Here is a 15,024-nt window from a genome sequence, read left to right as displayed (position 1 = left end):
GCACGACCGGGGTCGCCAAGGCGTCGACACCGATGCAGCTGCGCGTGCCGCGGGAAGCTCAGCGCAGCACGGACAGCACCGACGAGTAGTCGTCGGTCCAGGTGGTCGAGTCCTCCGTAAGGGGAGCCCACGCCGTGTTGCGACGCAGGTCGGCGACCCGCCCGTCGCGGGGGGACAGGGCCACCCATTCACCGACTGCCGACCTCACTCCTTCGGCCTTGGTGCCGAAGGCCGCGTCCCACTCGAGGTCGTCGGCAGCGCCTCTCAGCACCGGTCGCAGGTCGAAGACCCGGTTGCTGATGTGCACCATGAGGAGCCCGTCCGGACGGAGCTTGGACGCGTAGGACCGCATCGCGTCCACCGTCAGCAGGTGAACGGGGATCGAGTCCGAGCTGAAGGCGTCGAGGATGATGAGGTCCTGCGACGCATCGGGCATCGCCTCCAGCGCCAAGCGCCCGTCGCCGACCTGCACGTCGACCTCGGCTTTGCAGTCCGCGAGGTAGGTGAAGAGGCTCGGGTCCCGGGCGATGTCGACCACTGCAGGGTCGATCTCGACGAAGGTGAACCGCTGTCCCGGCTGCCCGTAGGCGGCGATGGTGCCGACTCCCAGCCCGACGACGGCCACGTCGTTGAGCACGGGCTGCGCGAAGACACTCCCGAGCGGTCCGGACCGCGAGTAGTAGGCCGTGGGGTCATTCCGTCGGTCGTCCTGCCACTGGAGACCGTGAAGAGTTGTTCCGTGCATCAGTTGGTGCTGCCCGTCCGTGGAGACCACGCGGTAGCTGCCGTAGAACGTTCGGCGCTGGTCGATCGCGCCCTGCCCTTGGAGAACTGCGAACGCGACGAGGATGACAAGCACAGGGACCGCTGCGAGACCACGCCTCACGCTGAGCCACCACGCCCCACAGGCAACCACCACGACTGTTGCCAGGGCCGCCAATGTGCCCGACAGGGCGGCGCCCGCCAGAGCAACGACGAGGACGAAGATCGCGCCGCTCATGCAGACGATCCCGAAGGCGGCCCAGTTGCGGTCGGCATAGCGGCCGATGCGTGAGGGCACGCCCCCACGTCCCAGGAGGAGAAGAGGGACAAGGGCCAGCAGGACCCAGTACTCCCACACACGGTCGAAGACAAGGGGCGCGATGACCCCGTTGAGAAGGCCGCCGAGCGCCCCACCGGCGGCGACGACGAGGTAGAACGCGGTGAGGTGCTCCACATCCGGCCGGTCAGCCGCGAGCTCCGCGTGCGCGGCGTAGGACACCAAGGTCAGCATGACCATGAGCACAGGAACGATCAGCCACAGCGGGATGCCGCCCGCCTCCTGGGGGATGAGAGCCAGGGCGACCACGGCCGCCACGACGGCCAGCCGGCGGGGGAGGCGCGGCACCGTTCGGCCAGTTCGGGCGAAGGCCACGATGAAGGTCGCGAGGTACAGCGCCAGCGGGACGACCCACAGAAGCGGGATCGCGGCGACGTCCGTGCTGATGTGGGAGGTCACAGCGAGCATCAGCGCCGACGGGAGGAAACTGATGACGAGCCAGTTCAGCACGCGTCGGCGGCTGATGTCGCCCTTGCCGCCCTCTGTCGCGCTGGGAACGGGCTCAGGAACCGAGACGGCTGCGCTCGGCCCGTGCGTCGCCGCCCATGCTCGAGACCGGGTCACGAGGCCGCACGTCGCCGTCAGCAGGGCGATGAGGACGAATCCGACCGACCAGGCGACGCGCTGCTGGTCGACGGTCAGCAGCGGCTCGATGACGAACGGGTAGGCCAGCAGACCGACGAAGCTGCCGACGTTGCTGGCTGCGAACAGGAAGTACGGGTCCTTGGCTCGCGGGCCTCCGGACCATGAGTACCACCGCTGGAGCAGTGGGCCCGAGGTGGAGATGACCACGAAGGGAAGGCCGATCATCAGCGTCAGGGTGCGGAGGAGCCACAGGACCGGCGAGGTCTCTGCGCCCGGCACTGCCTCGAGGGGGAGCGCCACGGGGAGCACGACGAGTGGCGCCAGCAGGGCGAGCAGGTGGACCGGGGGCTGCCACCGAGAGCCGAGGCGCCGCGTGGTGACGTGGGAGTACAGGTAGCCCACGAGCAGAAGCACCTGGAAGAAGAGGCTGCTCGTGCTCCACACCGTGGCCGAGCCACCGTAGGCAGGCAGCAGGATGCGCGCGATGAGTGGCTGGACGACGAAGAGCAGGGACGCACCCACGAAGGCGGTGACGGTGAAGAGGACCACGATGCCGGGCGCGCCGACTCGGCGCGGCGCGGTTGCTGCGCTCGCGGCGTCGAGCTGAGTGGGCATGCTGGCCGTGAAGGTGTCCTCGGTCATGGATCTCCCTTGTCCGGAAAGAGGGTAAGTGGGCGGGGCATCATGGCGTCACCGAACGGCTGAACTTGGCGGCCTCCGGGCCGTGGCAGTGGGGCAGGCTCCACGATGCGGGTCGGCGACGCGACTCAGGCAGGGACCCAGAGGCTGAGGTCGAGACTCGTTCTCACGCGTACCCACGAGGGGCTGCCTGAACCGTCGCTGGAAACCACTCGGAGGGACGGCGGTATGAGCGCGCAGGTGGCTCTCTCGGGAATCCTCACGCCGTCTGGTGCGAGGAGCCGACGCCGGGTGTCGCTGTAGGCCGCAGTGCCGTAGACCTCGGTGCGCATGTCGATCCACACCTTGACGTCCGGTCGGAGGAGCAGTACGGCTCCAGCGGTGTCCGGGTCGGTGAACACGTTGCATCCCGCAGGAAGTGACGTGACGATCGCGGATTCCGCCGGGCGACCCGGATCACGTGCTTGGAGCAGGGCGAGCGGGAGCAGGAGGACGAGCACGGCGGTGAGAATCGGCCGCCAGTAGGCCGCCGTGAGCCGGGTACGGAGGACGGCGCTGCTCCGAGGGTCAGATCGCCAACGCGTGGTGGCAGCCGAGAGCTCAGCGGCAAGGACAGGCAGGAGTGTCAGTGCCGCGACCCCGAGGAATCGGATCGCCACGACGCCGGCGAGTGCAGCGACGAGGCTGATCGCTACGAGCGCGACCTTCAGCGCCCATCGACCACGCTCGCGCGATCCCGGAGCGCCACTGCGCCGGCGAAGGAGCCTCAGCGCAATGGCTGAGCCAAGGGCCAGGACGAGTACGGCAACGGGGAGCCATCGAAGGCGCAGCCCCGCAGTCAGGGGAGAGAGCCACTCGACGATCTGGCCGTCCGACGCCGAGCTGACGTCGAGCAGCAGTCGCCACACCGACAGCCGGTATGGGCCAAGGCAGCTGCCGATGGCCAGCCCAACGCCCGCAGTCGTGGCGAGGCCCACCCGCCATCGGGCGACGCCGGCGAGGAGCGCAAGGAGTGGGAGGGCAGCGCCCAGGCCGAGCGACGTGACCGACCATGACACGTGGAGCCACGCACCGAGCCAACCCACCATGGCGGCCACCGCGAAGGCGCCGGAGAACGCCCACCAGGTACGGGGCACCGGCGCCGTGACCAGGACATCGCCCAAGGCCATGGTCAGGAGGAGCATGGCCTGGACAACGATCGTCGCTCGGGGCGAGACCATGGGAAGCGCCAGAACCGCCGCGAGGATCGTCGCCGCCAAGCTGGGCAGGGGGCGCGCACCTAGCCGACGTGCGACGAAAAGGGCGGTGCCGAAGTAGGCCAGCATGCCGATCCCACCGACCAGGGCGATCCCAGCGACCCCGAGCCCGTCGTGGCCGACGCCGAGGGCGCTGTTCCAGGCCGGGGATGTCGGGCGGAAAAGTCCCTCCGGATGCGCCCAGCTCCATGAGTCGGGCCTGGACAGTGGCGTACCGGACCATCGTTCGATCCCGTCCCTAGCCTGCCAGTACGGGTCGCGCTCGGTCATCCGTGCCCCTCGAAGCGCCACGAGCGCGAGGATCCAGCCGCTGAGAACGATCCAGTCCCAGCGAGCCCTCACGAGAAGCCGCGGGTGCGTGAGGCGTATGCCGTGTACCCCTCGACCTGCTCGTGAAGAAGCTCTTCCTCCCAGCGGGCCCGAAGGATTTGCAGAACTGCCAGCACCACGACGACTGCCCAACCCCACCCGCCACCACTGACCAGCGTCAGGCCGATGGCGCTGATGTACTCGAAGACATAGAGGGGGTGCCGGAAGAAGCGGTAGGGGCCACTGGAGGCGAGCTCGCGTGACTGCGGCACCACACTGATGTTCGTCCGGAGGTGGAGCAGGGCCCAGATGGACAACAGCACTCCCACCGCGATGAGCACAGAGCCGGTTCCCACGACCACCTCCGCCACGTCCTTGGAGCCGACGAGCGGGATCACGAACCCGGAGAATGTCGCAAGCCCGGCCACGATCCACCGGCCGAGGCGCCGGTCCGTGCGCGATGCGGCGCCGCGGCGGAGATACATCACGGTGAGGACCGTGTAGAACGCCAGCGCAGCGACCGTGCTCACGACCTGAAGGGCCGAACGACCGCTACCCCCATCGAGCAGGCTCTTCGTGTTGAGGATCATGAATCCCACGCAGAGGGGCACGAAGAGGAGGCGTCCCAGATCGATCTGGCGAAGACTGTGCATGGCGCCGAGTATGTCCGCACGAAAGCCCAAGTGCAGGCTCACGGTGAAAATGGACTAGCGCACATGACTAGTCGACGCTGGGGGCTACCCTCAGTAGGCACGGTCTGACTATGGACATCTCGGCTCAGATGATGTAGGACTAGCCCTGCGTCAGGGTGAATACCACACAAAACCGCCTGAAACCGGGTTTCGTGGGAGTCATCTGGTTCATTTCTTCTAGTCATATGTACCAACTACTTTTGACTAGTTCGGGCCATGTCCGGAATCTCCGCCGCGAGAGGAAGATCAACGCCGGGTCGACGTCGTCGGCTTGTCACCACGAACACCCAAAAGGGGAATGCAATGTCCAAGACTCTCGTCAAGTTCCACCAGCGCCTGGTCGCCGAGAAGGGCGCAACGATGGTCGAGTACGGCCTCATGGTCGCCCTCGTGGCCGTCGTCGTCGCCGTCGCTGCCACCGTCCTCGGCACGAACATCAGCACGATGTTCGCCGGCCTCAAGTTCCCCTGATCCGCACCTGCCAGAAGCACGGGGAAGGACGCAAGATGTCTGAGCTCATCCTTCGAGTCCGCAAGCGGCTCGCCTCCGAGGTGGGCGCGACGATGGTCGAGTACGGCCTCATGGTCGCCCTCGTCGCCGTTGTCGTGGCCGTCGCCGCCACGACGCTCGGCCAAGGCATCTCGACGATGTTCGCCAGCGTCGCCGCCTCCATCTGAGCGGTTTCCGCAGCAGGGTCGGTGGCCCCACGGGCCGCCGACCCTGCGGTGTCGCAGAGCACTGAGCCCTGCGCTGTTCGCTCTTTCATGCCGCAAGAAAAGGGGGTTTGGCTCATGCGTCGTCGACGCGAGCGTGGTGCTGCGATGGTCGAGTTCGCCCTCCTGCTGCCTCTCCTCCTCCTGGTCCTGTTCGGGCTCATCGACATGGGCCGGATGTTCCTCGTCCAGGCGATGGTGACCAACGGGGCCCGTGAGGGCGCGCGGATGGTGGCTCTCCGCCAGCCGGCGGGTGACGTGACCATTCGCGCAGATGCCTCGATGCCCTCCCTCGACGCCATCTCTGGTGGGTCCCACGCCGTCACCCCTGTGACGACGTGCCCCGCGGCGCCCACCGCGACCCAGGCAGGGACGGTCACCGTCACGGTCACGGGCTTCAGCTGGGTCGCGCTGGGGGCCATCAGCGGGCTGTTCCCGGGAGGCGGCATCGCCGCGCCCACGCCCACAGCCACGTCGTCGATGAGGTGTCTCGGATGATCAGCAGCGCAGCCCGACGTTCGGCTCAGCGCGACGAGCGGGGCGCAGTCGGCGTTCTCGTCGGAACTCTTTTCGGTGTCTTCGTCGTCACCGGCCTCCTGGCGTGGTCCGTCGACGTCGGGCAGGTCATCCTGGAGCGGCGACAGACCCAGAACGCCGCTGATGCCGCGGCCTTCGCGCTCGCTCAGAGCTGCGCCAAGGCCAACTGCAACGTCGACGCCGACAGCCTGCCGGCGCTGGTGAACGCCAACACCATCAACAACGGTCTGCGCACCCACACCATCGAGCGCCAGTGCAAGTCCACCTCCTCGATCCCGGGCACTCTCCCCGTGTGCACGTCGACGCCGAGTGTCACCGCACTCCGCGAGTGCCCACCGCTGCCCACCGGCCTGGCGGCGGGCTTGCCCTATGTGGAGGTACGGGTCCACGCCAACGAGACGTCACCGGGCCTCATCCCGAACCCCTTCACCCGGGCCAACGACACTGGTCCTGATGACAGCAACGTCCTCTCGTGCGCTCGCGCCGCGTGGGGTACCCCGACAAGCGCGCAGTTCACCTCGCCGATCACCATCTCGACCTGCGAGTGGCAGACGTACACCAACAATGGCTCGACCTATGTCGCGCAGCCTCCGGTGGCGCCATGGCCGGGCTACGGCGGCGCCGGGCAGCCCGCCTACCCCCTTCCTGCCACGACACCCAACACTGCCGGGCGCGAGGTCATCATTGACCTCCACGACCCAACGAAGCCCGGTTGCTCCTACAACGGCAAGGACACCGCAGGCGGCTTCGGCTACCTGGACACCACGGGCTCGTGCAGCACCACCCTCAGCACCACCAACGGCGTGGACGTGTGGGCCAACATCGACACGGGTTCCTCGACGACGGGAAGCTGCCAGTCGGCTTTGGCGAACATCTGGACCAGCGGACCGGTCATCGACCTGCCCGTCTTTGACTGCATGGTGAAGTCCACCACTGGAACCCCGTCCGGCTCCCCACCTGCGGACTGTGACCCGAGCGATGCCGGCGGCGCGAATACGTACTACCACGTGGCCGGCGTGGCGAAGTTCTACCTCAGCGGCTACCGCATCGGGGGAGGCGAGGCCATGCCAAGCAGAGTCTCAGGCGTCGTTCCGTGTGACAACCCCCGTCGGTGCATCTCGGGCTGGTTCGTCCAAGGAGTGTTGAACACCCCCACCGTCTCGATCGTTCCTCCCACCCCCGGCAACGGTTTCGGCCTCATCGCCGTCGTTGCGGCCGGCTGATCAAACCTCCTCGAAAGGCATTCCCTCCATGGGTCGTCGTGTCCTCGCTCTTGCCGCAGCCGTCGTACTCGCACTCGTCGGTGCGGTCCTCGTGCTGCTCTATGCGCAGGGAGCCGACGAGCGCGCGCTCGAGGGCCAGCAGCCTCAGTCGGTCTACGTGTCCGAGGAGGTCGTGCCTGCAGGCACGACGCTCAAGGACGCGGAGCGGGGCGGGCTCATCAAGCGCACCCAGGTCGCGGGGAAGGCCAGGCCGGCAGGTGCCCTCCCCTCCGTCACGGCGGAGAACAGCTCCCTGGTCGCGATCGCTGATCTTCCTCCCGGCCAGGTCGTCCTCGAGAATGCCTTCGGTACGGAACGACTGGGACAGAAGGCGATCGGCGTCGCACCCGGCAAGGTCGCGGTCTCGATCAGCTTGGAGGACCCCAACCGGGTCGGGGCCTTCGTCACCCCCGGAAGCAAGATCACGCTCTACGACACCTATGACATCAAGAAGCTCGGGACGGACGAGGCCACCACGCAGTACAACGAGCTTGGCGTCAAGGGCACCAGCGTGCTCCTGTCCAAGGTCCAGGTGATCGGCATCGGCACGACCAGCCTGTCCGGCGCCTCGGTGACCCAGGCGGCCGAGAAGGACGAGGAAGCCGCCCCCACCGCGGCGACCCCGGTGCAGACCTATCTCGTCACGGTCGAGGTGACACCGGCCGACTCGGTGAAGCTGATCCATGCCATCCAGCACACCCCGAACCTGCAGAACAACCCTGCCAAGCACATCTACTTCGCACTCGAAGGGCCCGACACGACCATCCCGCCGAACCTGACGGCCGACGACTTCAGCTATCACGGGACACCGAAATGACGATCCTGTGGGACAACGAGCCGGGCGCGAGTGACCGCTACCACTTCGCGCTGGGCGAGGTCGCCCTCCTGAGCTCTGCCCCCCTCGTCCACCGGGCGCTCGATGACGACCCGCGCGCGGACCTCGTGGTGATCGGCCCCTTGGTGAACCTCGACGAGGCGTCCATGCTGGTCGAGTCGGTGCGTGCGGACCGGCCCGAGGTGGGGTTCATCCTGCTGCGCCACCGGCTCGACGTCACGACGATGGGACAGGCCCTGCGCAGTGGCTTCAGAGAGGTCATCGCGTCCGACGACGCCCCAGCGCTGTCGGACGCCGTGCGGAGGAGCCGAGACCTCACGGCCAAGCTCGCAGGGCACCACGGCGGAACAGCCGCACCCCAGGGACGGATCGTCACGGTCTTCTCGGCCAAGGGTGGGGTCGGCAAGACGACGCTGTCGACGAACCTCGCGACCCACCTCGCCCTGAGCGGTTTGCGGACGGTGCTCGTCGACCTGGACCTCTCCTTCGGTGATGTCGGCATCAGCATGCAGCTGCTCCCGACGAGCTCGGTGCACGACGCGGTTGCCATGCACGGACACCTCGACGCCGAGGGTCTGGCCCAGCTGGTGACCCATCACCAGCCGAGCGGGCTCGACGTCATCGCCGCGCCCACGGACCCGTCACTCGCAGACCGCGTCAGCGCCCAGGTCGTCACAGAGCTGCTCAGGGTGGCGGCGGCGTCCTACGACTACGTCATCGTCGACACCCCGCCGTCGTTCACCGAGCACGTGCTGGCGGCGTGCGACGTCAGCAGCCTGCTCGTCCTCATCGCCACGCTCGACATCCCGGCCGTCAAGAACCTCAAGCTCGCGCTCGAGACGCTCGATGCCTTGGGTAGCCCGCGCGACTCGCGGGTCATCGTGCTCAACCGCGCGGACGTCAAGGTCGGGCTGCGTCCAGAGGACGTCGTCCAGGCCATCGGTGCGCCCATCGCCGTGAGTGTCCCGGCGAGCATCTCCGTACCAGCCTCGGTCAACCGCGGGGTCCCGATCGTTCTCGAGTCTCCACGGGATCCCGTGAGCGTCGCGCTTCGAGAGATCGCCGACATCCACATCCGCGCCCGTTTCGGCGGCCCCGTGGACGAGCCCCACCGCCGCAGCCTCTTCAGCAGGAGAAGTCGATGAGCAGCCTTGCCGACCGTCTCGACACCGTCCGCCGCTCTCAGGAGCCGATCGTCCCTGCCCGTGGGATGTCTCCCACGGAGCACCGAGTCGTGGACCCGTTCGTCGAGGTCAAGGAGCGCGTCCACCAAGGGCTCATCGACTCCCTCGGGCCCCGGCTCTACGACCCGCACCTCAAGGAGGCCGACCTCGCCAACCAAGTGCGGCAGACCCTCCAGGAGGTCATCGATGCGGAGCAGAAGCCCCTCTCCCTCGCGGACCGCACCCGAATTGCGCAAGAGGTGTCTGACGAGATCCTCGGGCACGGGCCACTGGAGCCGCTGCTGCGTGACCCTGAAGTCACCGAGATCATGGTCAACGGCGCCAACAGCATCTTCATCGAGCGTGCTGGAAAGCTCTATCCGACCTCGGCTCGCTTCACCGACGAGACCCACCTCCGCCGCATCATCGACCGGATCGTGGGCCGCATCGGCCGTCGCGTCGACGAGGCCAGTCCGCTCGTCGATGCGCGCCTCCCCGACGGCTCACGCGTCAACGCGGTGGTGGCGCCCATTGCTTTGGACGGTGCGATTCTCACCATCCGCAAGTTCGCCGCCGACCCCTTCACCGACAAGGACCTCATGTCCTTCGGGACGTTCACGCCGCCCGTGCGCGACTTCCTCTGGGCGTGCGTCCGTGGCCGACGCAACATCATCATCTCCGGGGGGACCGGCTCCGGGAAGACGACCACCCTCAATGTGGTCTCCTCCTTCCTCCCTGAGGACGAGCGGATCGTCACCATCGAGGACGCTGCCGAGCTCCAGCTCCACCAGGAGCACGTGCTGCGGCTGGAGTCCCGTCCCGCCAACATCGAGGGATCGGGCATGGTCACCATCCGCGACCTCGTGCGGAACTCCCTACGCATGCGCCCCGACCGCATCGTCGTCGGTGAGGTTCGTGACGGTGCGGCCCTCGACATGCTCCAGGCCATGAACACCGGTCACGACGGCTCGATCACCACCGTCCACGCCAACAGCGCCAGGGACTCGCTGTCGCGTCTCGAGACCATGGTGCTCATGGCCGGAGTCGACCTTCCCGTCCGTGCCATCCGCGAACAGGTGGCCGGTGCGGTCGACCTCATCATCCAGCAGGCCCGTCTGAAGGACGGCACGCGCCGGATCACGCAGATCACCGAGGTCGTGGGCATGGAGGGAGACATCATCACGCTCCAGGACCTGTTCACCTTCGACTACAGCGCGGGTCGCGACGAGAACGGTCGGTTCCTGGGGGAGCTGCGCAGCACCGGCATTCGACCGAAGTTCACGTCGGACCTCCATGACCTCGGGGTCGAGCTGCCCATCCAGCTCTTCGCCCCCCGGATGCGATGATCCTCCAGTTGCGCTGGCGGCTGGCGCTGGTGCTCCTGATCTCGGTGACAGGGATGTTGGGGGCACCATCGGTCGCCTCCGCGGCGGACCCGATCCCCGGCACCATCAGTGGTGTGCAGGTGACCGAAGGCAGTGTCACCGGCGTCCTCACGCTCCGCTCCGGGGTGCGCGACGTGACCATCGACCCGGGCATGAAGGCCTCGGTGGGTGACGCTGACGTGCTGGCCTCGTCGACGCCGGCGGCGCGCTCCCAACGCACGACGGTGCTGCTCATCGACACCAGCGGCTCCATGGGCAGCGCCGGAATGGCCACCGTCCGGGCAGCCGTCAAGGACTTCTTGGCCTCAGTGCCCAAGGACGTCAGAATCGGCGTGGTCTCCTTCGGCAACACCGCCGGGTCCGAGATCGGCCCGACGACGAACCGGGCCGCCGTCCAAGGCGTTGTCAATTCACTGCGCGCCGACGGCAACACCGCGCTCTTCAGTGGGGTGACCCAGGCCGTCAAGATGCTGGGAACGGTCGGTGATCGCAGCATCGTGCTGCTCAGTGACGGCAAGAACACCGTGGGTGACCGCGCGCCCGGGCTTGCCGCCTCCGTCAAGGCGCTCACGACGTCTCAGGTGCGTGTCGAGGTCGTCCGGTTCACGACGGGCGAGAACGACCCCGAGGCGCTCGCCGCCTTCGCCAAGGCGGGGGGCGGGACGGTGGTCCAGGCCAACGACACGGGCGCAGTCAGGGCCGCATTCCTCGCTGCCGCGAAGGTGCTCGAGTCGCAGGTGCAGTTCGACATCCCGCGCCCGCCGGGGACCACCGGCAAGGTTCCCGTCGTGCTCACGGGCACAGCAGACGGGCGGCCCTTCTCCGTCAAGGTGAACGTCGACCTCGGCGCGAGGCCCACGGTCTCGGCGAGTGCGACCACGTCGCCGGAGGAAGCAGTGGTCTCCGGCCCCACCGTCCTCACGCGCAACGACTCGGGCCCGAGCCGGTCGCTCATCGCGGCGCTGGTGGCCATCTTCATCGGGGCGGTCACCCTCATCATCGCCGTCGTCGACCCGTTCAAGTCGCGACGGCACGAGCGGGTCGCCGAGGTCGAGCAGTACACCCTGGGGGCGGCCACGCGAGTCGCAGCGAGGCACCAGGAAGCCGCGCCGTCGGCAGTGGCGCAGTCCGCGGTAGCCCTCGGCGAACGTGTCATGGCCCAACGCGACTCCACGAGTCACACCATGCTCCTCATCCAGCGCGCCGACCTGCCGCTGAGGGCAGGCGAGTGGTTCGTCCTGCGGGTGGTCGCCGTGATCGTCGGCGGGCTCATGTTCCCGTTCCTGCTGCCGATGCCATGGTGGTTCACGGCTCCTGTGGGCATCATCCTGGGCATCGCCCTCCCCGCCATGGTCCTGCGGGTGCTCGCTGGTCGTCGGGCCAAGAAGTTCGAGGGCATGCTCCCCGACGTCCTCATGCTCGTGGCGACCACACTCGCCAGCGGCTTCAGCCTCACCCAGGCCCTCGACGCCGTCGCACGTGACGCCGCGGAACCTGCAGGCAAGGAGTTCTCGCGGGCCCTCGCCGAGACCCGTATCGGTGCCGATGTGTCCGACGCCCTGGAGAACATGTCCGTTCGAATGAGCAGCGAAGCCATGCGGTGGACGACGATGGCCATCCGCATCCAGCGTGAGGTGGGTGGCAACCTGGCGGAGACACTTCGGACGACTGCCCACACGCTGCGGGAGCGCGAGTCCCTCAAACGTCAGGTCAACGCTCTCTCGGCCGAGGGACGTCTGTCGGCCTACATCCTCATCGGCCTTCCCATCCTGCTCTTCCTCTACATGGCCTGGAGCAACCCGAGCTACACGTCGCTGCTCTGGACGCGTGTGCCAGGCATCCTCATGCTGGTGGCGAGCGGGATCAGCATGGTCGTCGGCGCGCTGTGGATGCGCAAAGTCATCCAGATCGAGGTCTGAAAGATGCTCATCGTCGGAGTCGTCCTCGTCGCGGTCGCACTGTGTGTCGCCGTCATGCTCGTGGGCACGATGGGAGTCGGCACCACGGGTGTCGCACGGTCCCTCGAGATGATCAACTACCGCCCCGACAGTCGCAGTGTCGCCAAGTCCGAGCTGGCGGCCAGGGACCGGCTCGTGGTGCCGTTCGAGCAGGGACTCAAGGGGTTCGCGCGCCGGCTCTCGCCCGCGGGAACCGCCGACCGCCTGGCCGCGAGTCTCAACCGAGCAGGCAACCCGCCGAGTTGGCCGGTCGAGCGAATCTTCGGGGCCAAGGGGATCGGGCTCATCGCGGGTGCCCTCCTCGGCCTCTTCTTCGGCGGGCTCAACCTCACCGGTGTTCTGTACGCCGTGGCAGGCGGTGCCGCGATCTTCTTCCTCCCGGACCTGCTCGTCTACAACGCGGGTGTCCGTCGTCAGGAGCAGCTCCGCAAGGGCTTCGCGGATGCCCTCGACATGCTGACCGTCTGCGTCGAGTCGGGCCAGGGCTTCGATGCGGCAATCGGGCAGGTCGCTCGCAACGTGACGGGACCGATCGGCGGGGAGTTCGCCCGCGTCCTGTCCGAGTTCCAGATCGGCAAGACCCGGGGCGAGGCCTTCCAGGCGATGGCAGAACGCAACACCTCGCCCGAAGTGAAGAACTTCGTCTCGGCCCTGGTGCAGGCCGACCGGCTGGGCGTGCCCATCGCCGGTGTCCTGCGTGAGCAGACGAAGGAGATGCGAGTCATCCGCCGTCAGCTCGCCGAGGAGAAGGCCCAGAAGGTCACCGTCAAGGTGGTCTTCCCCGTGCTGCTCTGCATCTTCCCCGTCATCTTCGTCGTCATCCTCGGTCCCGCGGCGATCAACATCTACGACCTCTTCAGCAAGCGCTAGGCCGCGTTGGGCAGCGAGGCAGCGCCTGTCGCGCACCACATGACAGGCCGAAACCGGATGCTCGACGGGCTCCGAGCAGCTGCGGCTCTGGGCGTCGTTCACAACCACTACCTGTTCTACTCCGGCCTGACGTCGGCGCCGGGTGCCGGCCAGATCGGCGTGCTGGTGTTCTTCGTTCTGTCGGGGTACCTCATCACCGGCATCCTGTGGCGAGTGGACGGGCGGCCACGATCGGCGTACTGGGACTTCGTCCACCGGAGGATGCTGCGGCTGGCCCCGGCCATGGTCGGGATGATGCTCGTCTCGGGTGTCCTGATGTCGCTGGTCTTCTCCGGCGAAGGCGAACCGACGGTCGGAGCGGGCCTCGTCGTCCTCACACAGCTGGTGGCGTTCTGGCACGTCTTCGGAGCCTTCCCGGTCGAGGCGTGGCTACCGACGTGGAGCCTGACCGTGGAGTGGGTGTTCTACCTCTGCTGGCCCTTGGCGCTCGCCGTGCTGCGACGGCGTGAGCTGTCGACCACGACGGCGATGCGCATGACGCTCGCGCTGGCAGCAGTGCTCTACCTGGCGTCGATGCCGCTGTCTCCCAAAGCCTTCTACTACCTCCCGGTCGGAAACAGCGCCGTGATGCTCGCCGGTGCGGCGCTCGCGCTTGCCCACGCGCGTGAGCCTCGGCGCACCGGCGGTCGGGACGCAGGAGTCGCAGACCTGGCCTTCCTCGCCTTCGTCGCGGCGGTTCTCCTGCCGAGCACCGGACTGTCCGGCGTGTGGATCTACCGCGTCACCTATGTCCCCATCGCCGTGGTGCTCGCCATCGTCCTCATCGACCAGCGCCCGGGGACCGGCGGACTTGCCCGGCGCCTCTTGGAGTCGCGGCCGATGGTCGCGATCGGCCAGGCGAGCTACAGCCTCTACCTCTGGCACCTCCCAGTCCTCTGGATCGCCTACTGGGGAATACCCGACCTGCCCGTCGCATCGCGTGTCATCCTTGCCACGGTCGCGCTGGTGCCCGTCGTGTGGATCAGCTTCACCCTCCTCGAGAAGCCCGTGCTCAGACCCGTGACGCAACCGGTGACATCACATTCCGGCGTTTCCTCATCGACGACCCTGCTGGCCGACCCGGCCGAAGGGTGAAAAACGCTGCAGCACAGCGCATCCGGACTACGCGTCGTCGACGGTGATGCCTGAGATCGGGGTGCCGGGTGGCAGGTCCTTGACCTGCCGGTGGATCTGACCCGCGATGGACAGCGCGACGACGAGGTCCGTCACCTCGACGTTGACCACCTCGATCTCACCACCGAGGACGGGCGCGACCTTGAACGACAGCACCTGCTCAGCACTCGGCTCCAGACCCGACTCGTGGGCAGCCTCGACCAGCCCGGCCAGGAGGTACTGGTCCTGGCCCTCGACGGTGTTGAGCTGCTCCTGAAGCGCGGCGGTGCTGTCCCATTCTCGCGTGAGCCGGCCCTCCATCGTGTCGAGGAACCACACCCCGTCATCCCCTTCGAGGAAGACGTCTCCGAAGGCCGACGTCGCGACGGGTGCCTTGCCACTCAGGTCGGGCAGCCACGACCAGTCCTCGAGTCCCTGTGCGAGCAGGCCGGCATCGAATCTGCGGATGAGCTCCATACGCACGACCCTAGGGCGAGCTCTTCGCCACAGCGAAGGAGAGCGCAAGGCCGCGTATGCCGGGAGGCGCGCTCACGGCACACGCGGCCTTG

At 67.6% G+C, this 15,024-nt stretch carries 14 protein-coding genes; 10 read left to right on the top strand and 4 right to left on the bottom strand.

Translation table 11 applies throughout. From position 1 onward, the window contains the following. Nucleotides 1-58: 58 nt before the first annotated feature. The 3 genes from LL946_RS01745 to LL946_RS01735 form a co-directional block, all read right to left on the bottom strand. Complete coding sequence (locus tag LL946_RS01745) at nt 59-2,326, bottom strand: spermidine synthase (RefSeq protein ID WP_404384159.1); 2,268 nt, start codon at nt 2,324-2,326, stop codon at nt 59-61. 125 nt (nt 2,327-2,451) lie between these two features. Beyond that, entirely contained in the window at nt 2,452-3,849 is a 1,398-nt protein-coding gene (locus LL946_RS01740; protein ID WP_404384157.1) for a hypothetical protein, read from the bottom strand. 68 nt (nt 3,850-3,917) lie between these two features. Then, nucleotides 3,918-4,541 (bottom strand): methyltransferase family protein, encoded by a 624-nt coding sequence (locus LL946_RS01735; protein WP_404384155.1) that lies wholly within the window; start codon nt 4,539-4,541, stop codon nt 3,918-3,920. Nucleotides 4,542-4,883: 342 nt separating this feature from the next. Between LL946_RS01735 and LL946_RS01730 the strand changes: the two genes are divergently transcribed. From LL946_RS01730 to LL946_RS01685, 10 genes are all read left to right on the top strand, one after another. Next, complete coding sequence (locus LL946_RS01730) at nt 4,884-5,051, top strand: Flp family type IVb pilin (protein ID WP_404384153.1); 168 nt, start codon at nt 4,884-4,886, stop codon at nt 5,049-5,051. A 35-nt stretch (nt 5,052-5,086) separates the two neighbouring features. Then, nucleotides 5,087-5,257 carry a Flp family type IVb pilin gene (locus LL946_RS01725; protein ID WP_404384152.1) on the top strand — a complete coding sequence of 57 codons (171 nt, stop codon included), beginning with the start codon at nt 5,087-5,089 and terminating at the stop codon, nt 5,255-5,257. A 114-nt stretch (nt 5,258-5,371) separates the two neighbouring features. Then, nucleotides 5,372-5,791: a TadE/TadG family type IV pilus assembly protein gene (locus tag LL946_RS01720; protein WP_404384150.1), complete on the top strand. Its 420-nt coding sequence runs from the start codon at nt 5,372-5,374 to the stop codon at nt 5,789-5,791. Beyond that, nucleotides 5,788-7,053, top strand: coding sequence for a pilus assembly protein TadG-related protein (locus tag LL946_RS01715; RefSeq protein ID WP_404384148.1), 1,266 nt, complete (start codon nt 5,788-5,790; stop codon nt 7,051-7,053). The genes LL946_RS01720 and LL946_RS01715 overlap by 4 nt, the downstream gene beginning before the upstream one ends. A 28-nt stretch (nt 7,054-7,081) precedes the next feature. Next, nucleotides 7,082-7,909 (top strand): RcpC/CpaB family pilus assembly protein, encoded by an 828-nt coding sequence (locus tag LL946_RS01710; protein ID WP_404384146.1) that lies wholly within the window; start codon nt 7,082-7,084, stop codon nt 7,907-7,909. Next, on the top strand, nt 7,906-9,072 hold the full coding sequence (locus LL946_RS01705; protein ID WP_404384144.1) for a CpaE family protein: 1,167 nt from the start codon (nt 7,906-7,908) through the stop codon (nt 9,070-9,072). Before LL946_RS01710 ends, LL946_RS01705 begins: the two co-directional genes overlap by 4 nt. Then, the gene (locus LL946_RS01700; protein ID WP_404384142.1) at nt 9,069-10,436 is read left to right on the top strand and encodes a CpaF family protein; all 1,368 of its coding nucleotides are present in this window, start codon (nt 9,069-9,071) and stop codon (nt 10,434-10,436) included. Before LL946_RS01705 ends, LL946_RS01700 begins: the two co-directional genes overlap by 4 nt. After that, nucleotides 10,433-12,394 (top strand): type II secretion system F family protein, encoded by a 1,962-nt coding sequence (locus LL946_RS01695; protein WP_404384140.1) that lies wholly within the window; start codon nt 10,433-10,435, stop codon nt 12,392-12,394. The genes LL946_RS01700 and LL946_RS01695 overlap by 4 nt, the downstream gene beginning before the upstream one ends. 3 nt (nt 12,395-12,397) lie before the next feature. Next, entirely contained in the window at nt 12,398-13,303 is a 906-nt protein-coding gene (locus tag LL946_RS01690; RefSeq protein WP_404384138.1) for a type II secretion system F family protein, read from the top strand. Between the two features lie 39 nt (nt 13,304-13,342). Next, on the top strand, nt 13,343-14,437 hold the full coding sequence (locus LL946_RS01685; RefSeq protein WP_404384136.1) for an acyltransferase family protein: 1,095 nt from the start codon (nt 13,343-13,345) through the stop codon (nt 14,435-14,437). Between the two features lie 27 nt (nt 14,438-14,464). On the opposite strand, the gene LL946_RS01680 is transcribed toward LL946_RS01685, so the two are convergent. Continuing rightward, nucleotides 14,465-14,932 carry a T6SS immunity protein Tdi1 domain-containing protein gene (locus LL946_RS01680; RefSeq protein ID WP_404384134.1) on the bottom strand — a complete coding sequence of 156 codons (468 nt, stop codon included), beginning with the start codon at nt 14,930-14,932 and terminating at the stop codon, nt 14,465-14,467. Between the last annotated feature and the right edge of the window lie 92 nt (nt 14,933-15,024).

This window comes from Knoellia locipacati, assembly GCF_044791685.1.
Classification (GTDB): Bacteria; Actinomycetota; Actinomycetes; order Actinomycetales; family Dermatophilaceae; genus Knoellia; species Knoellia locipacati_A.
The sequence above is the reverse complement of the archived record's forward strand: the minus strand, read 5'-3'. Positions and strand labels throughout refer to the sequence as shown.